The organism is Streptomyces sp. NPDC085937 (assembly GCF_044540535.1).
Lineage (GTDB): Bacteria > Actinomycetota > Actinomycetes > Streptomycetales > Streptomycetaceae > Streptomyces.
On record NZ_JBITSH010000002.1, the window covers coordinates 663,491 to 688,815 of the forward strand.

The 25,325-nt window shown below is 71.5% G+C and carries 21 protein-coding genes; 11 read left to right on the forward strand and 10 right to left on the reverse strand.

Going from position 1 to position 25,325, the window contains the following annotated elements:
* Positions 1–72 precede the first annotated feature (72 nt).
* The 6 genes from ACIF8S_RS06455 to ACIF8S_RS06480 form a co-directional block, all read right to left on the reverse strand.
* Positions 73–1,647 carry a S8 family serine peptidase gene (locus ACIF8S_RS06455; RefSeq protein WP_399997659.1) on the reverse strand — a complete coding sequence of 525 codons (1,575 nt, stop codon included), beginning with the start codon at positions 1,645–1,647 and terminating at the stop codon, positions 73–75.
* A 406-nt stretch (positions 1,648–2,053) separates the two neighbouring features.
* Entirely contained in the window at positions 2,054–5,005 is a 2,952-nt protein-coding gene (locus ACIF8S_RS06460; RefSeq protein WP_399997660.1) for a hypothetical protein, read from the reverse strand.
* A 2-nt stretch (positions 5,006–5,007) separates the two neighbouring features.
* Positions 5,008–6,837, reverse strand: a complete 1,830-nt coding sequence (locus ACIF8S_RS06465) for an HSP90 family protein (protein ID WP_399997661.1) — start codon at positions 6,835–6,837, stop codon at positions 5,008–5,010.
* 57 nt (positions 6,838–6,894) lie between these two features.
* Positions 6,895–7,875: a hypothetical protein gene (locus ACIF8S_RS06470; protein WP_399997662.1), complete on the reverse strand. Its 981-nt coding sequence runs from the start codon at positions 7,873–7,875 to the stop codon at positions 6,895–6,897.
* A 147-nt stretch (positions 7,876–8,022) separates the two neighbouring features.
* Positions 8,023–8,844: a serine hydrolase domain-containing protein gene (locus tag ACIF8S_RS06475; protein WP_399997663.1), complete on the reverse strand. Its 822-nt coding sequence runs from the start codon at positions 8,842–8,844 to the stop codon at positions 8,023–8,025.
* An 18-nt stretch (positions 8,845–8,862) separates the two neighbouring features.
* Positions 8,863–9,333 carry a GNAT family N-acetyltransferase gene (locus tag ACIF8S_RS06480; RefSeq protein ID WP_399997664.1) on the reverse strand — a complete coding sequence of 157 codons (471 nt, stop codon included), beginning with the start codon at positions 9,331–9,333 and terminating at the stop codon, positions 8,863–8,865.
* Positions 9,334–9,428: 95 nt separating this feature from the next.
* Between ACIF8S_RS06480 and ACIF8S_RS06485 the strand changes: the two genes are divergently transcribed.
* From ACIF8S_RS06485 to ACIF8S_RS06495, 3 genes are all read left to right on the forward strand, one after another.
* Positions 9,429–9,890 (forward strand): MerR family transcriptional regulator, encoded by a 462-nt coding sequence (locus ACIF8S_RS06485; RefSeq protein WP_024882817.1) that lies wholly within the window; start codon positions 9,429–9,431, stop codon positions 9,888–9,890.
* Positions 9,890–10,906: an aldo/keto reductase gene (locus tag ACIF8S_RS06490; RefSeq protein ID WP_399997665.1), complete on the forward strand. Its 1,017-nt coding sequence runs from the start codon at positions 9,890–9,892 to the stop codon at positions 10,904–10,906. The genes ACIF8S_RS06485 and ACIF8S_RS06490 overlap by 1 nt, the downstream gene beginning before the upstream one ends.
* Positions 10,907–11,283: 377 nt before the next feature.
* The gene (locus tag ACIF8S_RS06495) at positions 11,284–12,291 is read left to right on the forward strand and encodes a hypothetical protein (RefSeq protein ID WP_399997666.1); all 1,008 of its coding nucleotides are present in this window, start codon (positions 11,284–11,286) and stop codon (positions 12,289–12,291) included.
* A 95-nt stretch (positions 12,292–12,386) separates the two neighbouring features.
* Here the strand turns inward: ACIF8S_RS06495 and ACIF8S_RS06500 are convergent, their stop codons facing one another.
* The 3 genes from ACIF8S_RS06500 to ACIF8S_RS06510 all read right to left on the reverse strand — a co-directional run bounded on the left by ACIF8S_RS06500 (position 12,387) and on the right by ACIF8S_RS06510 (position 15,287).
* Positions 12,387–13,259, reverse strand: coding sequence for a DUF4429 domain-containing protein (locus ACIF8S_RS06500; RefSeq protein ID WP_399997667.1), 873 nt, complete (start codon positions 13,257–13,259; stop codon positions 12,387–12,389).
* 66 nt (positions 13,260–13,325) lie between these two features.
* On the reverse strand, positions 13,326–14,543 hold the full coding sequence (locus ACIF8S_RS06505) for an alpha/beta hydrolase (RefSeq protein ID WP_399997668.1): 1,218 nt from the start codon (positions 14,541–14,543) through the stop codon (positions 13,326–13,328).
* 54 nt (positions 14,544–14,597) lie between these two features.
* On the reverse strand, positions 14,598–15,287 hold the full coding sequence (locus ACIF8S_RS06510; RefSeq protein ID WP_399997669.1) for a TetR family transcriptional regulator: 690 nt from the start codon (positions 15,285–15,287) through the stop codon (positions 14,598–14,600).
* A gap of 112 nt (positions 15,288–15,399) precedes the next feature.
* Here ACIF8S_RS06510 and ACIF8S_RS06515 point away from each other — a divergent pair, with 112 nt between their 5' ends.
* Complete coding sequence (locus ACIF8S_RS06515; protein ID WP_399997670.1) at positions 15,400–17,019, forward strand: MFS transporter; 1,620 nt, start codon at positions 15,400–15,402, stop codon at positions 17,017–17,019.
* A gap of 136 nt (positions 17,020–17,155) precedes the next feature.
* On the forward strand, positions 17,156–17,461 hold the full coding sequence (locus ACIF8S_RS06520; RefSeq protein ID WP_349793207.1) for a small hydrophobic protein: 306 nt from the start codon (positions 17,156–17,158) through the stop codon (positions 17,459–17,461).
* 217 nt (positions 17,462–17,678) lie between these two features.
* On the opposite strand, the gene aceE is transcribed toward ACIF8S_RS06520, so the two are convergent.
* The gene (gene aceE / locus ACIF8S_RS06525; RefSeq protein WP_399997672.1) at positions 17,679–20,426 is read right to left on the reverse strand and encodes a pyruvate dehydrogenase (acetyl-transferring), homodimeric type; all 2,748 of its coding nucleotides are present in this window, start codon (positions 20,424–20,426) and stop codon (positions 17,679–17,681) included.
* Positions 20,427–20,829: 403 nt separating this feature from the next.
* Between aceE and ACIF8S_RS06530 the strand changes: the two genes are divergently transcribed.
* From ACIF8S_RS06530 to ACIF8S_RS06555, 6 genes are all read left to right on the forward strand, one after another.
* On the forward strand, positions 20,830–21,267 hold the full coding sequence (locus tag ACIF8S_RS06530; protein ID WP_024882809.1) for a DUF3052 domain-containing protein: 438 nt from the start codon (positions 20,830–20,832) through the stop codon (positions 21,265–21,267).
* 118 nt (positions 21,268–21,385) lie between these two features.
* Positions 21,386–21,844 (forward strand): peroxiredoxin, encoded by a 459-nt coding sequence (locus ACIF8S_RS06535; RefSeq protein WP_024882808.1) that lies wholly within the window; start codon positions 21,386–21,388, stop codon positions 21,842–21,844.
* 112 nt (positions 21,845–21,956) lie between these two features.
* On the forward strand, positions 21,957–22,532 hold the full coding sequence (locus ACIF8S_RS06540) for a TerD family protein (protein ID WP_024882807.1): 576 nt from the start codon (positions 21,957–21,959) through the stop codon (positions 22,530–22,532).
* A 154-nt stretch (positions 22,533–22,686) separates the two neighbouring features.
* Entirely contained in the window at positions 22,687–23,262 is a 576-nt protein-coding gene (locus ACIF8S_RS06545; protein WP_024882806.1) for a TerD family protein, read from the forward strand.
* A gap of 48 nt (positions 23,263–23,310) precedes the next feature.
* On the forward strand, positions 23,311–24,450 hold the full coding sequence (locus ACIF8S_RS06550; protein ID WP_399997674.1) for a DUF475 domain-containing protein: 1,140 nt from the start codon (positions 23,311–23,313) through the stop codon (positions 24,448–24,450).
* A gap of 136 nt (positions 24,451–24,586) precedes the next feature.
* Positions 24,587–25,324: a Tellurium resistance gene (locus tag ACIF8S_RS06555; protein ID WP_349793215.1), complete on the forward strand. Its 738-nt coding sequence runs from the start codon at positions 24,587–24,589 to the stop codon at positions 25,322–25,324.
* Position 25,325: the final 1 nt, after the last annotated feature.

A 25,325-nucleotide genomic window follows, 5' to 3' on the forward strand; every position in this document is an offset into this window, starting at 1 on the left:
GCCAGTTGGCCGGACTCCGCCCCGGCACGGACGTCCGTGCCGGGGCGGAGGAGGGGCGCCGAGGTCATGACCTCAGAAGGTCAGGCCCCAGCTGCTGATGTAGCCCGTGTCGCCGGCGTAGCCGTCGGTGACCCGCAGCTTCCACGTGCCGTTGGCCGTCTCCGAGGAGGCGTTCACGGTGTAGGTGGTGTTGATGTTGTCCGTGGAGCCACCGGTGCCGGAGGGCTTGAGGGTGTAGACCGAGCCGTCGGGGGCGACCAGGGACACCGTCAGGTCACCTATGTAGGTGTGGACGATGTTCACCGGGACCTTGAGGGTCGAGGGCGCGTTGCCCGAGACGCCGGTGACGGCGATCGGGGACTCGACCGTCGTCCGGTCGCTGATCGTGTACCGCGTCGAGCTGGTGAAGGTCTTGCCGGTGGGCGGGGTGGTGCCGCCGTTGCCGCCGACGTACAGCAGACGGTTCGGGGAGCCGGTGCCCGGGCTGGTGACCGCGCCGGAGACCGAGTTCGCGACCAGCGCGGAGGAGACCTGCGCCGGGGTGGCCGACGGGTTGTCCGCGAGGTACAGCGCCGCGGCGCCCGCCACGTGCGGGGTGGCCATCGACGTGCCGGAGATGGTGTTGGTGGCGCTGTCGCTGGTGTTCCAGGCCGACGTGATGGACGAGCCCGGCGCGAAGATGTCCAGGTTCGAGCCGTAGTTGGAGTAGCTGGCGCGGGCGTCGGTGGACGTGGTCGCGCCGACGGTGATCGCCTCGGCCACCCGGGCCGGGGAGCCGGTCGCCGTGGTCGACTCGTTGCCCGCGGCGACGGCGAAGGTGACGCCGGCCGCGATGGCGTTGCGGACCGCGGTGTCGAGCGTGGTGCTCGCACCGCCGCCGAGCGACATGTTGGCGACCGCCGGGAGGACCGCGTTGGCGGCGACCCAGTCGACGCCCGCGATCACGCCGGCGGTGGTGCCGGAACCGTTGTTGTCGAGGACGCGCACGCCGACGATGGCGGCCTTCTTGGCGACGCCGTAGGCGCTGCCCGCGACGGTGCCGGCGACGTGGGTGCCGTGGCCGTTGCCGTCCTGGGCGACGTTGTCGCCGTCGACGGCGTCGTAGCCGTTGCGGGCGCGGCCGCCGAAGTCGCTGTGGGAGACGCGCACACCGGTGTCGATGATGTACGCGGTGACGCCCTGGCCGGCGGTGTCGTCGTACGTGAAGGAACCGCTGAGCGGCAGCGCGGCCTGGTCGATGCGGTCCAGGCCCCAGGAGGGCGGGTTGGTCTGCGTCGCCTGGATGGTGAAGGCGCGGTTCTGCTCGACCAGTGCGACCGACGGGTCGGCGGCCAGCTCGGCGGCCTCGGCCTCGGTGGCCTCGACGGTGTAGCCGTTGACGGCCTCGCGGAAGGTGTGCTCGACGTCGGCACCGTACTTCTTGGCCAGGCCCTTGCCCTGGGCGGACGTGGCCTTGGTGCCCGACTTCAGGGTGACGATGTAGCTGCCCTCGACCGCGTTCGGCGCGTCCGCGTAGGCGATCGCCCCCTTGGGGGATTCGGCGGAGTGCGCGGCGGGAGCGGTGAACAGACCGCCCGTCAGAGCCGCCGCGGCGACCGCGCCGACGCCGACGATCGATCTGCGCTTGGTGTTTCGCTTCACTGCCATCTGAGGTTTCTCCTCGACAGGTGGGGAGTGTGGGGGTCGCGCCTCTGGGGGTGAGGCGCCGCACGGCGGACGTCCGCCCCGGGTCACCGGAACGCATGCATGTCAGGAACATGCCAAACACGGGCGCTGTGGCCGCGCTCCGCATGTCCTGCCGCCAGGCGAAAGATTGATCTGTCTACGCGGATTGCACAAGGGGTTCAGGCGGGCGTTAACGTCCGTGCCACAAAGAGGCAGTGACACAAGGTCATCAAAGGCGCAGATACGCTCCGTAAACGAGATCACCGTCACAGTCACCGCCCGGGGCCGGGGCGGCCGCTCGTCCCGCATCGCGAGACGGGAGCGCGCCCGGCTCCCCTCGCCGGTGCCGGGGAGGGACACACGCGCCCCACCCCGGCACCGGCACCGCTCACTCCTCGTCGCGCAGCCGCTCCGCCAGCCCCGTCAGGGACTCGGCCTCCTCGGTGTGGCCGAGGGCCGTCAGCCGGTGCGCCGCCGCCTCGACCCGGGCGAGGGCCGGGGCGGTGCGCTCCAGGTAGACGCCCTCCACGACACCGGCCAGGCGGACGCACTCCGCCCACTCACCGGCCACGTCGGCGTCCTCACCCGGCTCCCCGAGCAGCCCGACGGCCTTCTCCAGCGCGGCCAGCGCCTCGTCGTACGCGCCGGCGTAGGCGTTGATCCGCCCGTGCTCGTAGGCCAGGGCCGAGTCCAGGGAGCGGCCGTGCGCCTCGAAGCCGACGGCGCGGGCCGCGTCGGCCACCCGGCCGGCGTCGTCGAGGAAGGCACGGGCGTCCGCCAGGCCGTCGGGGCCCTGCTGCTGGGCCTGGAGCCGGGCCAGCTCCCGCAGGGCGTTGCTGACCAGCTCGTACCGCGGATCGCGGGCGTGGGCCGCGAGCGCCTGGTCCACGGCCTCCCGCGCCTTGGCGAACTCACCGGCCTCACCGAGCAGTACGGCCGTCTCCGCCGCGATCATGGCGTGGCTGCCCGGGTCGTCGTCCCAGCCGGCCGACTCGGCCGCGAGGGCGACGAACTCCGCGGTGGCGGCCTTGAGGTCGTCACCGGCGCGCAGCGCGCGGGCGCGGGTCAGGCGCAGCTGGGCGACGAGCCGGTCGTCCAGCTCGCCGCCCACGACGTCCGGCTCCACGAGCAGGGAGTCGAGCAGCGCGATGCAGTCCTCGATCCGGCCCAGGTCGAGGCTCAGCTGGGCGGCGTTGCTGTAGGTGCAGAACGCGTCGAACCGGGTGCCCGCCCGCATCTCCAGCTCCGCCGACCGCGTCAGATGGCGCAACGCCTCGTCGGGACGGCCCAGACCCATGCAGGCCTGCGCCAGTTCGCCGTGCAGGGTCGCGGCGTCGACCGCCTCGGCGGGCCACTCGGCGGCCAGCCGTATCCCCTCGCCGAGGCTCGCGTGGGCGGCCTCCGCGTCCCCCAGGCCGAGCTGGATCTTGCCGCGCAGGGACAGCGCGCGGGGCAGGTGCCAGGCGGGGCCGTCCGTCCGCAGGAGCTCGACCAGTCCGTCCGCCTCGGCGAGCGAGGCCGGCAGGTCGCCGGCCATGGCGTGCGTGGTGGCCCGCAGCAGCCGGGCGGCGGCGATCTGCCCGGTGAGGCCGTGCCGGGTGGCGAAGTCGTACAGCAGCTCCGCCTCGGCGAGGATCGGGGCCACGTGCTCCTTGTCCCCGGACGCCTGCAGCCGCAGGCCGCGCGCGCTCACCCGCAGCCGCAGCAGCCGCGCCTCCAGGTACGGGGCGATCCCGGACGCCTGCTCGTGCAGCCGCACCAGCTCCGCGTGCGCCTCCGTGAACCGGGAGACCTGGGCGGCGGCCCGCGCCTCAGGATCGGCGCCCTCCTCGGTCGCCCCCGGCGGAGCCACCTGTGCTCCCGCCAGCACGGCGCTCGCGCGGGCGAACACCGCGTGGCCCGGGAGGCCCGCGTCCTCGTACAGGCCCGCCGCCTCCTCGTACAGCGCCGCCGCGTCGGTGTGCGCGTCCTTGCGCTCCGCCAGCCTGGCCTCCTCCTCCAGCAGGTCCGCCCGCAGCCGCACCAGCGGGCCCACCTCCGGGTCGTCCGGGTGGACGTGGTCCGGGGCGGCGGTGAGGGCGCGCAGGCGGGCCCAGCAGGCGTGCGCGTCCGGATGGCCCTGCTCGTCCAGCTCCCGCGCCCGCTTGATCAGGTCGGCGGGTGCCTCGGGAAGCGCCTCGGCCGGTTCCGGCGCGGCCGGGGCGGTCGCCGGGACCACGTCCTCCAGGGTGCGCGGCCGCAGCGTCAGCTCCAGCGACTCCAGCAGCGGCGCCCGGCCGAGACGGGCCGCGCGGCGGTCGGTGTGGGCCGTCGTGCCGTTGCGGGCGTCGAAGCGGCCGGCCAGGTCGTCGGCCCGCCGCCGCACCTCGGCGCGCAGCGACGCCACCGTCCAGCTCCGGCCGGGGAACCCGGCGGCGGGCAGCTCCCCGCGCCCCAGCGCCTCGACGCGGGCGAGGAGCACCTCCACGCCGGTGAGCAGGTCGAGCAGGGCCAGCGGCGAGTCCACCTCCTCGAACAGGGTGCGGTTCTCCGCCAGCAGCTCCAGGCCGCGCGCCTCGTTTCCGGTCAGCGCGCAGAACTCCAGGTGGCGGCCGACCTCCCCGGCCATCGAGGGGTTGCGGCGGCAGCCCCGGTACCCCGCCAGGTGCAGCCGGCGCGCCTCGTCGGTGCGGCCGGCGCGCAGCAGCGGCAGCAGCGCGTACGACACGGAGCGGGCCGGCTCCTCCTGGCAGGACTCCTCGCCGGCCAGCACCGGCTCCCAGGCGCGCAGCGCCCGCTCGTCGTCGCCCGCCGCCAGGTGGTACAGGGCGCGCTCGCAGGTCTCGCACGCCTCGCAGTCGCTGAGCATGCCGCGGGTCCGGCCCGCCCACAGCTCGTAGGCGAGGTCGGTGTCCTCACCGACGTGGGCGGCGAGCTGGTAGGCCTGCCCGTAGTACGGCTGGAGGTCGAGCCCGGCCTTCTCGTAGCGGTCGCGCATCTCCGTCTGCCACTGGCGCAGACTGGCCAGCGGCACCTCGGGCAGGCAGCGCAGGGCGTTGGCGACCCACTTGAACCGCCAGAACAGCTGGTGGCGCAGCCGGTCGTCGAACACGTCGGGCTGCTCGTCGAAGAGGTTCAGCAGCCGGGCGAAGACGACCGGCGACTTCCGCGGCTCCGAGCCGTAGGTGTACGCCTCCTGGAGTTCCAGCAGGGCGTGGATCAGCGGCACCGGCTCGCCGAACAGCTCGGCCGCCTCGGCGAGTTCCTCGGCGGTGACGGTGCGGGTGCGGCCGTAGGGGCGCCGGTCGTTCTCCCGCAGCGCCTCGTACAGCTCGTCGGTGGTCTGGGGTGCGGTCTGCATCGTCAGCTGTCCTTGCGCAGGGCGTGGGCGAGAAGGTCGAGGAAGGAGCGGTTGATGAGGCTGGACTCGGCGGGCCGGAGCGGACGCCGGGACAGCAGCGCCGCCTGCCCGTACAGGGCCTCCGCGCTGGTGCGGGCCAGCTCGGGCTCGTCGATCGCGACGGCGGTGCGCACCAGCGGGTTCAGCTGGTTGAGGATCAGCTGGGCACGCGGCGCCTCCTGTTGCAGGGCGCCGAGGATGTCGCCCCACAGGCCGCCCTCCTGCTCACGGGCGAGCCGGGAGCGGGTGCGCTCGTGCCGGGCCTCGCGGCTGTCGACGAGCAGGGCGGGCGCGGACGCCGGCTGGAAGGCGCGCAGCGCCACGTCGCAGTCGAACACCGCGAGGGCGTCCCGGGCGAGCGCCAGGTAGGCCGCGGCGGCGAGTTCCGTCTCCCGGTCGACCGGGTCGAGGTGCGCGGTCAGGGTCGCCGGGTCGAGGTCGGCGACGCTCACCTCGGGCCTGATCTCCGGCAGCCGGTGCGCCAGTTCGCGGTCGTAGGTGTAGCCGCCGTTGACCACGCCGAGCCCGGCGGCCGACGCGATGGCCGCGACCTGCCGGAACTCCTCCACGCTGGACGTCACCAGCACGGTGCGGTGGGTGCGGGAGAACTCGTCCAGGGTGCAGTGGCCGTCGGTCGTCTCGAACGGCAGCCACGGCAGCAGCATCCGCAGGATCTCGTCGTCGTGCACGGCGAGCGACTTCACCGACAGGTGGTGCGCCTGGAGGAAGCGGTGCAGCAGGTCCGGGTCGCTGGCGGCGACGCGGGCGATCCACGCGCGCAGCTTCTCGGCGAGCGCGTCCCGGACGGCGGCGAGGGTGTCGTCCTCGTACAGGGACTCGCGGGACGCCGTGGGGCGCAGGCTCTCCGCGTCGACGACGCAGCGGACGAAGAACGCCCAGTCGGGCAGGATCTCCTCCGCCTGCTCCGACAGCAGCATGCCCTTGACGTGCACCCGGTGGCCGTGACGGCGCCCGGCGGGCACCGCCTCCGGCAGCACGCACGCGATGCCCTTCAGACCCACCGCCGGCAGGTCCAGCTCGATGGTGTCCAGCGGGGCGAAGCCGAACACCTCCTCGCCGTAGGCGGCCAGTGCGCGGGAGCGGGCACCCGGTGTCGGGTACGTCCGCGCCCAGGGCGCCGCCTCGGGGTTGACCGGGACGGCGGGGCCGGTGCCGTCGTCGAAGGTCACCGGGTGGCGGAGCAGCGAGCCGAAGTGCCCGGCCAGCGCCCGCACCCGCGCGGGCCGGGTCCACTCGCCGGCGTCGGCGCGCGGGGTCAGCGTGACCGTGGTGCCGGGCCGGGGCCGGGCGGAGGCGGGCAGGGTGCGCACGGTGTAGCTGCCGTCGCCGCGTCCCCGCCACTCCACGGCGGGCGCGCCCGGCGTACGGGCGGACCGGCTGACCACGTGGATCTCGTCCGCGACCAGGAAGCAGGACAGCAGGCCGATGCCGAACTGGCCGATGAAGTCACCGCGTTGCTCGGCGATCCCGTCGGCGCGCTTGCTGCTGCGGCCGATCGTGGCCAGGAAGGTGTGCACGTCGGCCTCGGTGAGGCCGACGCCGTCGTCCTCGACGCGCACCACGGCGGCGTCGGCGTACAGCCGGATGCCGAAGGTGCCGGCGGGGGCGGCCGGTTCGAGGGCGTGCCGGGCGGTGAGCGCGTCCACCGCGTTCTGCATCAGTTCACGCAGATAGACGCGGGGGCTGGAGTAGAGGTGGTGGGAGAGCAGGTCGACGAGTCCGCGCAGGTCGACCTGGAAGGTGCGGTCGGCGGTGTTCTCGGGCAGGGTCATCGGCGGTCCGGGGTGTGAAGGTGTGCGACGGGCGACGGAAGAGGGGCGAGCCGGGGCTCAGAAGGCCTTGCGGAAGCGCGCGTACGTCTTCTGCGGTTCGGACATGTACGTCCACGGCCACTCGGTGTACGCGCCCTCCAGCTCGCGGAAGATGTTGGATGCGGTGCTGCTTCCGGCCAGGGACAGGGCCATGGCGAAGATGTTGTAGTCGCCCTGCCAGCCCAGGCGGCGCTCGTAGGCGTGGTGCAGGACGCTGCGCTCCGCCGCCTCCCGCAGCTCGGTGCGGATCCTGGGCTGCTGCAGGCAGGCGCCGTCGTCGGACTCCACCCACTCCTCGATGTACGCCATGGCGACCACGCAGCCGAGCCGGTGGCCCTCGGGCGCCTTGGCGAACGCCGCGCGGGCGAACTCCAGGGCCTCGCCCGGCTCACCGCCCCAGCGGGGCTGGAGCTGGGACAGCCATGCGAGGTGGACCTCCAGGTCGAGCGGGTCACGGCGCAGGGCGGCGTCGCGCCGGGTTTCCGCGACCGTGGAGCCGAGCGACATGCCGCGCGCGGAGGTGAGCAGGTGGCGCCACGGCGTGATCCAGTCGGGACGCAGCTCGGCCGCCTCGAACAACTGCTGCTCGGCGATCTGGAGCCGCTCGCGGAAGACCTGCCACTGCTCCCGCGTGACGTCCACGGCACGCGCGCTGGTCCGCGCCTCCCAGCCCCAGTCGACGTGCCGTGCCCCGGATATCAGCAGGGCCAGGGCCCGGTGCTCCTTGTCCTCCTCGACGGCGCGGCCGATCCAGTCCTGCACCCCGTCCAGGACGGCCATCTGGCCGAGGACCTGATGGTCGCGGCCCAGGTCGAAGGGGGCCAGGGCGGCCTTGACCGCCTCCCAGTCACCCGCGTCGGCGGCCTCCACGACCGCCAGCACCCGCGCGTCCCCGAGGGCGCGCAGGGCGTACACCCCGTTCTTCCTGCGCGGCGCCGGAAGGGCGTACGGATCCGCCCCCGGCCCGTCCCCGCCCCTGCCGAACAACTTGCCGAACATGTCGCGCCCTCCCCTGGTCCGCGTGATCGTCCGGCGCATCATAGGGCGCCCCACCGACACCGCTTCCACAGGGTTTTCACCTCGGGCCCACGCGAACACCCCAGGTCGTACGGGGTGTTCCGGTACGTCCGGCCGCGGAGGGCGGAATCAGCCGCGCAGTTCCGCCAGCACCGCGTCCGTGAACGGCGGCCACGCCTCGACCGCCCAGGGTCCGAAGGCGCGGTCGGCGAGCGCCACGCACGCCGCGCCCGCGTCCGGGTCGATCCACAGGAACGTGCCCGACTGGCCGAAGTGCCCGAAGGTGCGCGGCGAGGACGACCCGCCGGTCCAGTGCGGGGCCTTGCCGTCCCGGATCTCGAAGCCCAGCCCCCAGTCGTTGGGGTTCTGGTGCCCGTAGCCCGGCAGCACGCCCTTGGTGCCCGGGTACTGCACGGTCATCGCCGCGGCCACCGTCCGCGGGTCCAGCAGGCGCGGCGCCTGCACCTCGGCGGCGAACCGCAGCAGGTCCTCGACCGTGGACACGCCGTCCTTCGCGGGGGAGCCCTCCAGCGAGGTGGACGTCATCCCCAGCGGCTCGAGCACCGCCTGCCGCAGATACTCGCCGAACGGAATCTCCGTCGCCTTCTCCACATGGTCGCCCAGCTGCTCGAACCCGGCGTTGGAGTACAGCCGGCGCTCGCCCGGCGCGGAGGTCACCCGGTGTTCGTCGAAGGCGAGGCCCGAGGTGTGCGCGAGCAGGTGGCGGACCGTCGAGCCGTCAGGGCCCGCCGGCTCGTCCAGCTCGACCGCCCCCTCCTCGTACGCGACGAGCACCGCGTACGCGGCCAGCGGCTTGGTGACCGAGGCCAGCGGGAAGCGGTGCCCGGCCGGTCCGTGCGTACCCAGGACGGTGCCGTCCGCCCGCACCACCCCCGCCGCAGCGGTGGGGACCGGCCAGTTCTCGATCGACGCGAGGCTCTTCAGCGACATGCCGTCGAGCCTAAGCGCTCACAGCCTGAGCTCCAGCAAAGGGTCCGGCTTGGGGACGAAGCCCAGGGAGCGGTACATCGGCTCGGCCTCCGGGCTCGCGGTCAGCCGCACCCGCACGGCGCCCCGCTCGCGGAACCACTCCAGCAGCGCGTCCATGCACGCCCGCGCGTAGCCCCGGCGGCGGGCGTCCGGGTCGGTGGCGACGCTGAAGACGTAGCCGTCGGTGCCGCGCGGGTTGTGCGCGCCGCCGATGCGGTACTCGATCGTGCCGGCCACCAGCGCCGCGAGGGCGCCCGCCCGCCGGGGGTGGTCCACGACGAACGCGGCGAACCCGCCGTCCGGCGCGGCCAGCCTCTCCCGCAGCACGGGCAGCGACTCGGCGTGCCACGCGGTGGACGGGTCGGACCGGGCGAGCGAGTCGATCATCACCTGACGCAGCCGCAGCACTTCCTCGGCGTCCTCGGGCGTCGCACGGCGTACAGGAGTCATGGCGGCACGGTAGTCGGACGCCGTTGACCCGTGCCGCCCATTTCTCTTCGGCGTCGCTTGCCTGGAGCGCACTCCAAGGATCTAGCGTGGAAGCCATGACGGTGACGGAGACCACGGGTACCAGGACCGACACCTGCGCCGGACCCCCGCAGGGGAACCGGCGGCCGGACGGCGAGGACAAGTACACGATCAGCGAGGTGGCCGCCCTCACCGGGCTGACGGCACACACCCTGCGCTGGTACGAGCGCATCGGACTGATGCCGCACATCGACCGCTCCCACACCGGGCAGCGGCGCTACACCAACCGCGACCTGGACTGGCTCGCCCTGGTCGGCAAGCTCCGGCTGACCGGCATGCCGGTCGCCGACATGGTGCGCTACGCCGAACTGGTCCGGGCCGGCGATCACACGTACACCGAGCGCTTCGAGCTGCTCAAGGCGACCCGCGAGGACGTACTGGCCCGCATCGCCGAACTCCAGGGCACCCTCGCCGTCCTGGACCGCAAGATCAGCTTCTACGCGGACGCCGGGCGCGCCCTGGCTTCGGAAAGGGCATGATGAGCGAGCACACGATCCCCACGACCACGCTGGGCGCGGACGGCCCCGAGGTGGGCGTGCAGGGCCTCGGCTGCATGGGCATGAGCTTCGCCTACGGCCCCGCCGACGCGGACGCCTCCCGGGCGACCCTGGAGCGCGCCCTGGACCTCGGCGTCACCCTCTACGACACGGCGGACGCGTACGGCGCGGGCGACAACGAGCGTTTCCTCGCCCCGTTCCTCGCGGCGCACCGCGACGAGGTGGTCCTCGCCACCAAGTTCGCCCTGTCGATCCCGCCGGACGAGCCCACCCGGCGCATCGTCCGCAACGACCCGCCGTACATCCGGCAGGCCGTCGAGGGGAGCCTGCGGCGCCTGGAGGTCGACGTCATCGACCTCTACTACATGCACCGGCGCGACGTGAACATCCCCATCGAGGAGACCGTCGGCGTCATGGCCGAGCTGGTCCGCGAGGGCAAGGTGAAGCAGCTGGGGCTGAGCGAGGTGACGGCCGGTGAACTGCGTGCCGCCCACGCCGTGCACCCGATCGCGGCCGTGCAGTCGGAGTGGTCGCTGTTCAGCCGGGACATCGAGGCCGCGGTGGTGCCGGCGGCGCGGGAGCTGGGCGTGACCCTGGTCCCGTACTCGCCGCTCGGCCGGGGCTTCCTCACCGGCTCCTTCGCGGACGCCGCCAAGGACCTCAGCGAGGACGACCTGCGCCGTACGATGCCCCGGTTCACCGGGGACAACGCGTCCGCCAACGCCGCCCTGCTCGCACCGGTCCGCGCGGCCGCCGAGGCACACGGCGTGACCCCGGCCCAGATCGCCCTGGCCTGGGTCCACCAGCAGGCGCGGGTGCACGGCCTCCCGGTCGTCCCGATCCCGGGCACCCGCCGGCCGTCCCGCGTGGAGGAGAACACGGCGGCCACCCGCATCACCCTCACCGAGTCCGAGCTGGCGTCCCTCGACCCCATCGCCGACAAGGTGGCGGGCCCCCGCTACGCGGACATGACCTTCACCTCGGCAGGCAGGGAGTAGACCGCGCTCCCCCCGAGGGGGCGACCCTCGGGGGGAGACCGTCACTTCACGAGGGCAAAGCCCGTTGACGTGCGCGGAGTTGTGCGCAGTCCCGCGTTCCCGCCGGCGCACGGGACATGGCAGGGTGTCCGAGCGGAGTTCACCCATGACCATGAAGGGGACCCATGCGCCTGCACGCGGACGGGGAAGGCCGTTCTCACCGGCAGAGGCCGCCCGTTTCCACGGCCCATGTCACCGCCCCGCCCCGGACGGCGGGTTCCGCCGATCCGCGGGCGCTCACCGCGCTCCAGCGGACCGCCGGCAACGCGGCCACCGTCCGAGCGCTGCGGGGCCCGGGAGACACGCGGGTGCAGCGGGCACCGACGAGGTCCGATTCCATGGACTCGGTCAGCTCGCAGGCCCTCCGGGCGGAGGTCACGTTCGAGATGGAGAAGAAGATCCTCTGGGACCGCATCCAAGAGATCCTCGCGCTCTCCCGGATCGACGGCTTCCGGAGCGCGGTCACCTCCTTCCTGGCGGACATCCACTCCGACGTGGAGTCGGCCGCCGGCGGGGGGACGCAGACCACCCCGGTCAAGGACCAGGTCATCGACACGATCATCGCCGGGCTGCAGCACCCTCATGTGCTGGGCCATCGACTTCAGTACCGGTGGTACGTCAGGAACCAGCGGAACGAGGGGTTCTACGACGCCCTCGCCGCTCGCGCGAAGGAGGCGGCGTCGCACGGGGCGGTCTGGTCGAAGCTCGGCGCCGCCGAGCCCATCGAACAGGCGCAGGTGGCGCGGGCGGTCGTCCTGGAGAGTTCCGTCCAGGGGTACATCTTCAACGGCCTCCTGTTCGGACTGCCCAACTGGTCGGCGTCCCCCACCTTGCAGGCCCTGTGGAAGAAGCTGTCGCAGACCTACTCGAGCGGCCTGGAGGGGTGGGTCAACGCCCATGTCCTGGAGGGCCGCGACGACTCCAGCGTGCTGGCCACCATCGAGTGGCCGGAACTCAGGAAGCGGATCGGCAAGGGCGTCGAGGGCATGAACGTCATCATCTACCGGCCGGTGCACGACCCGGACCGCGGCGCGTACGACCTGGTGCCCGTCGACATGCACCAGGTGCGCGACGACGACGACTTCGCGGCGCTGCCGCCGGTGCCGGGTGACCAGGCGTGGCGCGAGAGGCAGACCGCCGTCGACCGCCGGCAGAAGACGCGGCTCACCGACGACGTCGAGGCGCGTGAGACCCAGCTCGACAGGCTGAGCGAGAGTCTGGAGGAACTGGCCGCCACCTACGGCATGGCCAAGGAGCAGTTCCAGTTCCGGCTGAGCGAGACCCCGCACAACACCCCCCACACCACGATGGTCAGAAGCCGGTCGGGCTCGCCCGGGCCCGCGTGACCCGTTGAGGAACGTTCCCCGGCCGAAGGGCGCCGGGGAACCGCGCGACCGGCCGCGGCGGGCCCGCGCCCAGGGGCCCGCCGTACCCGGCGGGGTCACAGCTCCGCGAGCAGCTCCGCCTTCTTCGCGGAGAACTCCTCATCCGTCACCAGCCCCGCCTGATGCAACTCCCCGAGATGCCGGATCCGTTCGGCGATGTCCGCCGGATCCCGCCGGGCCGCGGCCACCGGCGCCGCCATCGCCGGCGACGACATCACCGGCACCGCCGCACAGTCCCGCACGGCGGCCAGCACGGCCGCCGCGAACGGCAGCGACTCGTGCACGGGCCCGTACCCCAGGCCGAACACCACCGCGGCGGGGTCCTGGTCGGCCTGCGCCGGCGCCGGCACCGCCGTGTCCCGGCGCAGCAGCCGCAGGTGACCCTCGAACACCTCGGGTGACCGCCACTCCACCCCGCCGAGCTCGGCTATCGGGAACCGCTGGTCGCCGGCCTTCCACTTCGCCGACGAGGCCCCGGTCCAGAACCAGCGGAACGCCACCGCCGTACCGTCGAACGTCGCCTTGCCGTCGTACGCCTTGAACTGCAGCGGCGCCTCGGGCGCCGCCACCAGGTGGCGTTCGGCGGGGCCCGACTCGGTGAGCCGGTCGTGCAGTTCGTCGGCGTAGTACTCGGCGAGCGTCTCCCGCTCGGCGGGCAGAACCAGCCGGTAGGGGTCGCTGCTCTCCTTCAACTGCCCGGCGGCCGCCTCCATCAGCGGATCGGCTCCCGGCCGGGGCTCCAGACGCAGCACCACGGACCCGCGCTTGCCGGGCGTGAGGCTCACGCCCTCGATCGCCTCCAGCGGCACACGCCGCTCACCGAGCGCCTGGAACAGCTTGGGTGTTCGAATCCCTCGTTCGTAACGGATGAGCACGGAGTCGGATTCGAACTCCCAGGCGGCATGAAATCCGGCCAGTACGTCACCCATGCGGCTCATCGTATGCGGCACGAGCTTCTCCGTCCCCTCCCCACGCATACCGCAGTATCTCCGCTTCTACGCGCGTCCGGTAGGGGTCGTACCGGACAAACCCGCCCGGCAGGCGTCGTCCTGGCGCGCACAGGAAACCGCCCGGTATGCGCCAACCCCGATCTCGGCGAAGTTGCGCAGGCTGTCCGTCCCGGGCACGAAGTACCCGGCGTGCCCCCTGGCCTCACGGGCCGACAGGACCCGCGCGCCGAAGCCGTCGGCCACCGGGTCGGCCCCGTGGCCCAGCCCGCCGAGCTCCAGGTACGGCACGTCCTGGATCCAGTCGTCGGCGTCCCGCATCGCCCACACCCGCGCGGTGGTGTGCAGCTGCGCGGCGTTCTCCACCCGCATGCCCGGGCTGCCGGCCACCGCGATGTCGCTCACCCGCTCCGGCACGCGGTGCGCGGCCAGTCCGCACACCACCGAGCCGTAGCTGTGGCAGAACAGCGAGACCGGGGCCACGCCCGGCAGCCCCCGCACCATCGTGTCCAGCCGGGCCGCTCCGTCCTCCGCGCGCATCGCGGTGGCCGCGTCCATGCCGAGACCGCTGGGCGCGGTGTAGTCGGCCCAGGCGATCACGGCCGTACGGGCCGCCGGGTCGGCGGCGCGCTGGGCCGCGTACAGGGACGTGGCCATGCCGACGGGGGCGGAGTGCGCGCGCCGGGAGCGCTCGAAGGTGAGCAGGTCGGTGTCGACACCCGGGACGACCACGGACACCCGCTCGGCGTGCCGCAGGTCACCGAAGACCTCCGCGACGCGGCCGGAGCCCGCCGGGTCGAAGGCGAGGATGTGCCGTCCCGGCCGCATCAGCGCCTCGATGCGGTCCATCCTGCGGGCCGCCTGCCGCTGGCCCGACGAGGTGAGACGGCTGTCGTGCAGCCGGCGCAGCTCCACCTCGCGGGCCTCGGCCAGCGCGATCCGGTTGGCGCGGTAGCGCAGTTCGACCGGCGCGCCGTTCATGTTGCCGACCGCCAGGGGATAGCGGTGGGCGAGCCGTACCCGCTGTCCCTCGGTGAGCGAGGCGAAGAACCGGGCGAGCCGCAGGGGCGCCGACTCGGGGTCGGGCAGCCGCTTCCCGGCCACCCGGCCGTCCTCCCACGCGGCGATCGACGCCTGCAGGGGAGCGGGGTGGCGCTGGTGGCGCAGTGCCGTCCAGCCGGTGGTCGCCAGCATCACGAAGACCACGGCGAGGGCCAGCAGCGCCCGCCACACGTTCAGCTGGGGGGAGGTGTCGAAGGAAGTCACTGGGAGGACACACTAGGAGAACGAGAGTGTCTCGCGTGAATCCAGTGACTGGGATCACGTTTCGTTGTGCCGATCCAGGGATGCTTCCGTACGCCAGTTCGTGGCGAGGGCCGGTCCGACGTGGTCCAGGCAGATCCGCATCAGGTCCCTCAGCGCCTCGGGCGTGAGGTCGTTCCCGGCGGACCAGCGCCGCTCCGCCACCCGGATCACCCCGCCGAACGCCGCCACCAGGATCCGCGGCCGGGGGTCGGCGTCCACGTCCAGGCCCTCCCGCTCGGCGATGATGCCCGCCAGTTCCTCCTCCAGCTCCGCCGCCCGCCGCAGGTGCGCGGCGAGCAGCGCGGGCGTGGACTCGATGACCCGGTAGACCCGCATGTGAAGTTCCACCGGGACCAGCCGCCCGACCGCCTCGTTGATCGCGTCCCAGCTGTCCAGCACGGCCCGGCGCAGCACCTCCAGCGGCGCCTCGTCCCGCGGACGCGCCCGGACGGCGTCGGCGATCCGCGACTCCGCGAGGCGCGGGACGAACAGCGCGACCTCCTCCTTGCTCGCGAAGTAACGGAAGAAGGTGCGCTGCGAGACGTCGACGGCCGCGGCGATGTCGTCGACGGTCGTCCCGTCGTACCCGCGGGTGGCGATCAGCTCCAGGGCGGCCCGGACCAGGGCGTCCCGGGTGCGCTGCTTCTTGCGTTCGCGCAGTCCCGGTCGCGGCAGTGTGCCCGCGACGGTCCCGGCCGATTCCATGGCTCCTCCTCGAACCGCATGTTCCGGTTCAGGCTATAGGCGCATGTCCTGTCAGTTACTGACTGGTGAATCGGTTTGTCAAGTGTCAGTGGCTGTCACTAGCCTCGAACGTATGACTAGTCAGACCACCATCGACAAGGCGGGGCAGGGGGACGGACCCTCGGGCGCCCCGTCGGAGGCGACGCCGGGCAAGGGGCTGCGCGGGCACCCCTGGTTCACGCTGTTCACCGTTGCCGTGGGGGTCATGATGGTGGCCCTGGACGGCACCATCGTGGCCATCGCCAACCCCGCCATCGCCAGTGACCTCGGCGCCACCCTCGCCGACGTCCAGTGGATCACCAACGCGTACTTCCTCGCCCTCGCGGTGTCCCTGATCACCGCGGGCAAGCTCGGTGACCGCTTCGGGCACCGGCAGACCTTCCTCATCGGTGTCGTCGGCTTCGCCGCCGCCTCCGGCGCCATCGGCCTGTCCGACAGCATCACCCTGGTCATCGTCTTCCGTGTGCTCCAGGGCCTGTTCGGCGCGCTGCTGATGCCGGCCGCGCTCGGCCTGCTGCGGGCCACGTTCCCGGCCGAGAAGCTCAACATGGCCATCGGCATCTGGGGCATGGTCATCGGCGCCTCGACCGCCGGCGGTCCGATCCTCGGCGGTGTCCTCGTCGAGCACGTCAACTGGCAGTCGGTGTTCTTCATCAACGTGCCGGTCGGTGTCCTCGCCCTCGCGCTCGGCGCGTGGATCCTGCTCGACCACCGCGCGGAGAACGCGCCGCGTTCCTTCGACATCCCGGGCATCGTCCTGCTGTCCGGCGCGATGTTCTGCCTCGTGTGGGCCCTGATCAAGGCGCCCGAGTGGGGCTGGGGCGACGGCAGGACCTGGGGGTTCATCGCCGCCTCGGTGGTGGGCTTCGTCGCCTTCGCCTTCTGGGAGACCAAGGTGAAGGAGCCGCTGATCCCGCTGGCCCTCTTCCGCTCGGTCCCGCTGTCCGCGGGTGTCGTGCTGATGGTGCTCATGGCCATCGCCTTCATGGGCGGCCTGTTCTTCGTCACCTTCTACCTGCAGAACGTGCACGGGCTGAGCCCGGTCGACGCCGGTCTGCACCTGCTCCCGCTCACCGGCATGATGATCGTCGGCTCCCCGCTCGCGGGCGTGATGATCACCAAGGTCGGTCCGCGGATCCCGCTGGCCGGCGGCATGGCCTGCACCGCGCTCGCCATGTACGGCATCTCCACGCTGGAGAAGAGCACCGGCAGCCTCGCCATGTCCGTCTGGTTCGCCCTGCTCGGCCTCGGCCTCGCCCCCGTCATGGTCGGCGCCACCGAGGTCATCGTCGGCAACGCGCCGCTGGAGCTCTCCGGTGTCGCCGGCGGTCTGCAGCAGTCCGCGATGCAGGTCGGCGGCAGCCTCGGCACCGCCGTGCTGGGCGCCGTGATGGCCTCGAAGGTGGACGGCGACCTGCCGGGCAACTGGGACAGGGCCGGGCTGCCGCCGCTGGACCCGGAGCAGGCCGCCGCGGCCTCCCAGGCGGTCCAGGTCGGTGTGCCGCCGGTGGCCAAGGGCACCCCCGAGGCGATCGCCGCGAAAATCACCGACGTCGCCCACGACACCTTCATCTCCGGCATGAGCCTGGCGTCCCTGGTGGCCGCCGGGGTCGCCGCGGTCGCCGTCGTGGTGGCGCTGTTCACCAAGCGCGGCGAGAACGCGGAGGCGGGCGCGGGCGTCGGCCACATCTGACGGCCCGTGAGGACCGCCGAGGCACACCGCCGGAGGGGGCGGCGCGCCTCGGCGGTCATCCGCCGTACACACAAGGGGAATTCAGGACGGAAGCGGGGGTACCCGCCATGTCAACCAACCCATCAGGGAGTTGACGATGGCGAGCTTCGGACAAGGTACGCGCAGGCACCCCCGCACCAGTGGTCGGACGTGGTCACGGTCCGGGCCGGATCGCGCGACGCTCGGGATCATCGGAGCCATCTGCGCCGTCGCCGGTTTCTTCGTCCTGGGCATCGTGCTCGGCCCGGTGGCGATGGTGTGCGGCTGGCTCGCGATGGGGCGCAGCTGGGCGGGCTCCCGCTCGGTGCCGGCCCTGATCGCCCTGGTCCTCGGCGCCATCGACACGCTCCTGGCCGTCATCTGGCTGGCCGGGGCGGGCGCCATGGGCTCCGGCATGTTCTGACCCGGCGGCACGGCATCGGTGAGGGGGCCTCCGGCGAACCAGCCGGAGGCCCCCTCACCGATGCCGTGCCGCCCCACGGGGCACGCGACTGATGTTCCCCGCGCCTCCCGGGCGGCGGTGGGACACCCCCCCCCAGGGGCGCGGGGAACTGCGCGACCGGCCCGAACACACCCGCAGCCGCCCCACCACCCCGGGAGGCATCCCCCCGCCGGAGGCGCTACGCGTCGCCGCCCGCCGCGCCCGGGTCCGCGGCCGACACGTCCAGCAGCTGGTACCGGTCGATCGCCTGCTTCAGCACCGAGCGGTCGAGGTGCCCCTCACGGACCAGCTCGGTCAGCACCGCCAGCACGATCGACTGCGCGTCGATGTGGAAGAACCGCCGGGCCGCCCCGCGGGTGTCCGCGAAGCCGAAGCCGTCCGCGCCCAGCGACTGGTACGTCCCCGGCACCCAGCGCGCGATCTGGTCCGGCACCGACCGCATCCAGTCGGACACCGCCACCACCGGCCCCTGCGCCGAGGCCAGCTTGCGCGTCACGTACGGGGTGCGCTGCTCCTCCTCCGGGTGCAGCAGGTTGTGCCGCTCGCAGTCCACGGCCTCGCGCCGCAGTTCGTTCCAGGAGGTCGCCGACCAGACGTCCGCCTTGACGTTCCACTCCTCGGCGAGGATCTTCTGCGCCTCGACCGCCCACGGCATCGCGACGCCGGACGCCAGGATCTGCGCCGGCAGCGAGCCCGCCGGGCCCTCGCTGAAGCGGTACAGGCCCTTGACGATGCCCTCGGCGTCCACGTCCGCCGGCTCCGCCGGGTGCTGGATCGGCTCGTTGTACACGGTGAGGTAGTAGAAGACGTCCTCGCCGTGCGGGTGTTCGTCGGAGGAGCCGTACATGCGGCGCAGCCCGTCCTGCACGATGTGCGCGATCTCGTAGCCGAACGCCGGGTCGTAGGCGACGCACGCCGGGTTGGTCGAGGCGAGCAGCTGTGAATGGCCGTCGGCGTGCTGCAGACCCTCACCGGTCAGCGTGGTCCGCCCCGCGGTGGCGCCGAGCACGAAGCCCCGGGACAGCTGGTCGGCCATCTGCCAGAACTGGTCGCCGGTGCGCTGGAAGCCGAACATCGAGTAGAAGACGTACACCGGGATGAGCGGCTCGCCGTGCGTGGCGTAGGCCGAGCCCGCCGCGATCAGCGAGGCGGTGCAGCCGGCCTCGGAGATGCCGTCGTGCAGCATCTGCCCGTTGGGCGCCTCCTTGTACGCGAGCAGCAGCTCCCGGTCCACGGCCTCGTACTGCTGGCCGAGCGGGTTGTAGATTTTCGCGCTCGGGAAGAACGAGTCCATGCCGAAGGTGCGGTACTCGTCCGGCGCGATCAGCACGAACCGCCGGCCGATCTCCTTGTCCCGCATGAGGTCCTTGAGGAGCCGGACGAAGGCCATGGTCGTCGCGATGGACTGCTGGCCGGAGCCCTTCTTCACGGTCGCGTACGTCTTGTCTTCCGGCAGGGCGAGCGGCTTCGACCGCACCACCCGCGTCGGCACGTACCCGCCGAGGGACCGGCGGCGGTCGTGCATGTACTGGATCTCCTCGGTGTCCGGCCCCGGGTGGTAGTACGGCGGCGGACCGGACTCCAGGTCCTTGTCGGAGATCGGCAGGTGCAGCCGGTCCCGGAAGTGCTTCAGGTCGTCGACCGTCAGCTTCTTCATCTGGTGCGTGGCGTTGCGGCCCTCGAAGTTCGGGCCGAGCGTCCAGCCCTTGATCGTCTTCGCCAGGATCACCGTCGGCTGGCCCTTGTGCTCCAGGGCCGCCTTGTACGCCGCGTAGATCTTGCGGTGGTCGTGGCCGCCGCGCCCCAGGTGCAGGATCCGGTCGTCGGTCATGCCCTCGACCATGGCGCGCAGCCGGTGGTCGTCACCGAAGAAGTGGTCGCGGATGTACGCGCCGGACTCGGTGGCGTAGGTCTGGAACTGGCCGTCGGGCGTGGTGTTCATCTTGTTGACCAGCACGCCGTCGCGGTCCTGGGCCAGCAGCGGGTCCCAGGTGCGGTCCCAGACCAGCTTGATCACGTTCCAGCCGGCGCCCCGGAAGACGGACTCCAGCTCCTGGATGATCTTGCCGTTGCCGCGCACCGGGCCGTCCAGCCGCTGGAGGTTGCAGTTGACGACGAAGGTCAGGTTGTCCAGACCCTCCCGCGCGGCGATGGTCAGCTGGCCCAGCGACTCCGGCTCGTCCATCTCGCCGTCGCCGAGGAACGCCCACACGTGCGACTTCGAGGTGTCCGCGATGTCGCGCGCGTGCATGTAACGGTTCATCCGGGCCTGGTAGATGGCGCCGATCGGGCCGAGGCCCATCGACACCGTCGGGAACTCCCAGAAGTCCGGCATCGAGCGCGGGTGCGGGTACGAGGACAGCGCGTACGGCGCCTTCGACTTCTCCTGGCGGAAGCCGTCGAGGTGCTGCTCGCTCAGCCGGTCCAGCAGGTACGCGCGGGCGTAGATGCCCGGCGAGGCGTGCCCCTGGAAGAAGACCTGGTCGCCGCCGTCGCCCTCGTCCTTGCCGCGGAAGAAGTGGTTGAAGCCCACGTCGTACAGCGAGGCCGAGGACGCGAACGTGGCGATGTGGCCGCCCACCCCGATGCCCGGGCGCTGGGCGCGCGAGACCATCACGGCCGCGTTCCAGCGGGTCGCGTTGAGGATCTTGCGTTCGATCTCCTCGTTGCCCGGGAAGAACGGCTCGGCCCGGGTGGGGATCGTGTTGACGTAGTCCGTGCTGCGCATCTCGGGCACGGCGACGCGCTTGGCGCGGGCCCGCTCGATCAGCCGCAGCATCAGATAACGGGCCCGCTCCCGGCCGCGCTCGTCGACCGCGGCGTCGAGGGAGTCGAGCCACTCCTGGGTTTCCTCGGGATCGAAGTCAGGAACCTGACTCGGGAGGCCGCCAATGATGATCGGGTTGCGATCGGATGCGGAAGCCACGCTGTTCCTTACCTGTCGGAGGGCCGTGAAAGGGCCGTCGTCTCGCTCGCCACGGCCCGGATTGCGCCGGTCCCATGCTCCACCTCCGGGCCTCGGACGTCATCTCTACCGAGAGGTAATCCGGAGGTCCGGCCGGTACGGTGAGGCAAGGGGCGAGTACATTCGAGTCTCGTACCCACAGACGGTTCCCAAACGCCCAAACGGGGCACAAAGGTGTGGTGTCCATCACTGCGGGCGATGATGGTGTGCCTGAAGTTGCGGTGACCCGGCCAGGATCGTCACCGTTTCGGCGGTGCGCACGGCCGGGTACTTGCGCGATCCGTCCCGCCCGTGTGGACTACGGCCAATGCTTCGCGCACGCGCGTGGCTGAGACATTCCCAAGACATGATCAGGAGGCAACCCGTGAGCGCGACCGCGGACCACGCGGAGGAGCGGACGAACCCTGCCGGCAGGCTGGGGTTCCAGCCCGGGCAGGTGGTCCAGGAAATCGGCTACGACGACGACGTCGACCAGGAGCTCCGCGAGGCCATCGAGGGCGTCATCGAGAGCGACCTTGTCGACGAGGACTACGACGACGTGGCTGACGCCGTTGTGCTGTGGTTCCGCGACGACGACGGCGACCTGACGGATGCGCTGGTGGATGCCACCACGTACATCGAAGAGGGCGGCGCGATCCTGCTGCTCACGCCGAAGACCGGCCGGGACGGCTACGTCGAGCCGAGCGAGATCTCGGAGGCCGCCACCACGGCCGGCCTGACGGCGTCCAAGAGCGTCAGCGTCGGCAAGGACTGGAGCGGCAGCCGGCTGGCGACCCCCAAGGCGGCCAAGTCGAAGCGGTGAACCATCCCGGGACGGGCCGGCGGCGTCGTGCGTGGCACGCGTCGGCCCGTTCGCGGGACCGTCGTCTCCCCTGCGTAGGGTGGTCGCAGCGCACCACCGCGGAGGGACGAGGACGACGATGACGATCCCGGTCGGCGAGCAGGCTCCCGACTTCGAACTCAAGGACAACCACGGCGCCCCGGTGCGTCTGTCCGACTTCCGTGGGCAGAAGAACGTCGTGCTGCTCTTCTACCCGTTCGCGTTCACCGGTGTGTGCACCGGCGAGCTGGGCGAGATCCGCGACCGGCTGAAGGAGTTCGCCGAGCGCGACGCCGAGGTGCTCGCCGTCTCCAACGACTCCATGCACACCCTCCGCGTCTTCGGTGAGCAGGAGGATCTTCCCTTCCCGCTGCTCAGCGACTTCTGGCCGCACGGCAACGTCTCCCGCGCCTACGGCGTCCTCGACGAGGACAAGGGATGCGCGGTGCGGAAGACCTTCGTGATCGACAAGGAGGGCGTGGTACGCCGGACCGTGAGCAGCGGCATGGCGGACGCCCGTGACCCGGACGAGTACCTCGCGGCGCTCGACGCGCTGTGATCGTTCGCCGCCAGGGACTGCGGCCCCGGGGAACCCGTCACTAGGATCGACTCGTTGATCCGACATCCAAGCAGAACGGGGCATCCCGCCCCTGGACACCAAGGGAGGACTCGTGGGAGTCAGCCTCAGCAAGGGCGGCAACGTATCGCTGAGCAAGGAGGCGCCGGGCCTGACCGCGGTCATCGTCGGACTGGGGTGGGACGTCCGCACCACGACCGGCACCGACTTCGACCTCGACGCCAGTGCCCTGCTGCTGAACAACTCGGGCAAGGTCGGCAACGACGCCAACTTCGTCTTCTTCAACAACCTCAAGAGCCCCGACGGATCCGTCGAGCACACCGGTGACAACCTCACCGGTGAGGGCGAGGGCGACGACGAGCAGATCAAGGTCAACCTGGCCGGTGTCCCGGCGGACATCGAGAAGATCGTCTTCCCGGTCTCCATCTACGACGCCGAGAACCGTCAGCAGTCCTTCGGCCAGGTGCGCAACGCGTTCATCCGCGTCGTCAACCAGGCCGGCGGCGCCGAGATCGCCCGTTACGACCTGTCGGAGGACGCCTCGACCGAGACCGCCATGGTCTTCGGCGAGCTGTACCGGCACGGCGCGGAGTGGAAGTTCCGCGCCATCGGCCAGGGGTACGCCTCCGGTCTGCGCGGCATCGCGCAGGACTTCGGTGTGAACGTCTGAGACGGCCGCACCCCGGGCGGCCACGCCCGGCGGCCGTCCCGTACGGCCACACCGCCCGGGCGCCGCACGTGTCGGACGTGCGGCGCCCGGGGACGCCCCCTCGCGGGGGAGTGCAGAACCACCTGGAAACACCACCCGGAGGGGGACCAGCATCATGGGCGTCACGCTTGCCAAAGGGGGCAACGTCTCCTTGTCCAAGGCCGCACCCAACCTCACGCAGGTGATGGTCGGGCTCGGCTGGGACGCGCGCTCCACCACGGGAGCCGACTTCGACCTCGACGCCAGCGCGCTGATGTGCAGCGGCGGCCGGGTCATGGGGGACGAGTGGTTCATCTTCTACAACCAGCTCAAGAGCCCGGAGGGCTCGGTGGAGCACACCGGCGACAACCTCACCGGTGAGGGTGAAGGTGACGACGAGTCCCTGCTGATCGACCTGTCCAAGGTGCCGGCGCAGTGCGACAAGATCGTCTTCCCGGTCTCCATCCACATGGCCGACGAGCGCGGCCAGACGTTCGGCCAGGTCAGCAACGCCTTCATCCGCGTGGTGAACCAGGCGGACGGTCAGGAGCTCGCCCGGTACGACCTGAGCGAGGACGCCTCCACCGAGACAGCGATGATCTTCGGTGAGCTCTACCGCTACCAGGGCGAGTGGAAGTTCCGTGCAGTAGGGCAGGGGTACGCGTCAGGCCTGCGCGGCATCGCTCTAGACTTCGGGGTCAACGTTTCGTAAAGCCGCCACGGCGGCGGGGGAGACCCGTACACACACATGGGGTAGCCAGTGGTTCTGAAAACCTTCGGCTGGTCGTTCGCGGTCACCGCGCTCGGCCTGGTCGCGGCGGTTCTCTTCGGGGGGTGGACCGCCTTCGGCATCGTGGCGATCCTCTCGATCCTCGAGATCTCGCTGTCCTTCGACAACGCGGTGGTCAACGCCGGAATCCTGAAGAAGATGAATGCCTTCTGGCAGAAGATCTTCCTCACCATCGGCATCCTGATCGCCGTCTTCGGTATGCGACTGGTCTTCCCCGTCGTCATCGTCGCGGTCAGTGCCCAGCTCGGTCCGATCGAGGCGGTCGACCTCGCGCTCAGCGACAAGGACCGTTACCAGGAGCTCGTCACCGACGCCCACCCGGCGATCGCCGCCTTCGGTGGCATGTTCCTCCTGATGATCTTCCTCGACTTCATCTTCGAGGACCGCGACATCAAGTGGCTGGCCTGGCTGGAGCGGCCGCTGGCCAAGCTCGGCAAGGTCGACATGCTGTCGGTCTGCATCGCGCTGATCGTCCTGCTGATCTCCGCCATGACCTTCGCCGCCAACGCCCACCAGCACGGCGGCGCGCACGTGGACAAGGCGGAGACGGTCCTGCTGGCCGGAATCGCCGGTCTGATCACCTACATGATCGTGGGCGGGCTCTCCGGCTACTTCGAGGACAAACTCGAAGAGGAGGAGGAGCAGGAACACGAGGAGGAGGAGAAGGCCGCACGCGAGGGCAAGCCCAAGTCGGCGATCGCCCTGGCCGGCAAGGCCGCGTTCTTCATGTTCCTCTACCTCGAGGTGCTCGACGCGTCCTTCTCCTTCGACGGCGTGATCGGCGCCTTCGCCATCACCAACGACATCGTGCTGATGGCGCTCGGCCTCGGCATCGGCGCCATGTACGTCCGGTCGCTCACGGTCTACCTGGTCCGCCAGGGCACCCTGGACGACTACGTGTACCTGGAGCACGGCGCGCACTACGCGATCGGCGCCCTGGCGCTGATCCTGCTCGTGACCATCCAGTACCAGATCAACGAGATCATCACCGGTCTCGTCGGCGTCGTCCTGATCGGCGCCTCCTTCTGGTCCTCCGTGCGCCGCAACAAGCGCATCGCGGAGGTCGAGGCGCGGGCGGGCGACAAGACAGAGGTCGCGTCCGGGGTGTGACAGCCCTCCGGGTGAGGAACGCTCTCGACGGGGCGGCCACCGAGGACCAGTCCTCGGTGGCCGCCCCGTCGGCCGTGCGGCGCCCCGGCGCCCCGCGGTCACCGGCGGGGGTTCGACAAGTGGACTTGGGGCGGGAATGAGTTTCCTGGACGGACTGTGGCGCGGACGCGGGAACGCCTTCGACTCCGGCAACGCGGCCACCAACGCCATCGAGCTGACCAAACGGCACGGCCACGTGTCCTTGACCAAGCAGGGCGCGGCCACCGGCCACCTGCGGATCAACCTCAGCTGGCGGATGCGCACCTCCGACTTCGGCGGCCCGCAGCGCGAGAGCCTGCTGCGCCACCCGTTCAAGGCGCTCAAGCCGCCGGAGGTCGTCGGGCACAGCCAGTCCATGGTCAACGTGGACCTCGACCTCGGCTGCCTGTACGAGCTGCAGGACGGCACCAAGGGCGTGGTGCAGCCCCTCGGCGGGTTCCTCGGCGACGTCAACGACCCGCCGTACGTGAAGCTCAGCGGTGACGACCGGTTCGGCTCCGCCTCCGGCGAGACGATGTACGTCAACCTGGACCAGCGGGAGCACATCAAGCGCCTGCTGGTCTTCGCCTACATCTACGACCAGACCCCGGCCTTCGACCGCACCCAGGCCGTGGTCACCCTCTACCCGAGCAACGGCCCGCGGATCGAGATCTCCCTCGACGAACGCCACCCGCAGGCCCGTTCCTGCGCGGTGGTGATGATCGAGAACGTCAAGAACGAGATCCTCGTCCACCGCGAGGTGCGGTTCGTCTACGGCTTCCAGGCGGAGCTGGACCGGCTCTACGGCTGGGGCCTGCAGTGGGGCAGGGGCTTCAAGACGAAGGCCGACCGCTGAA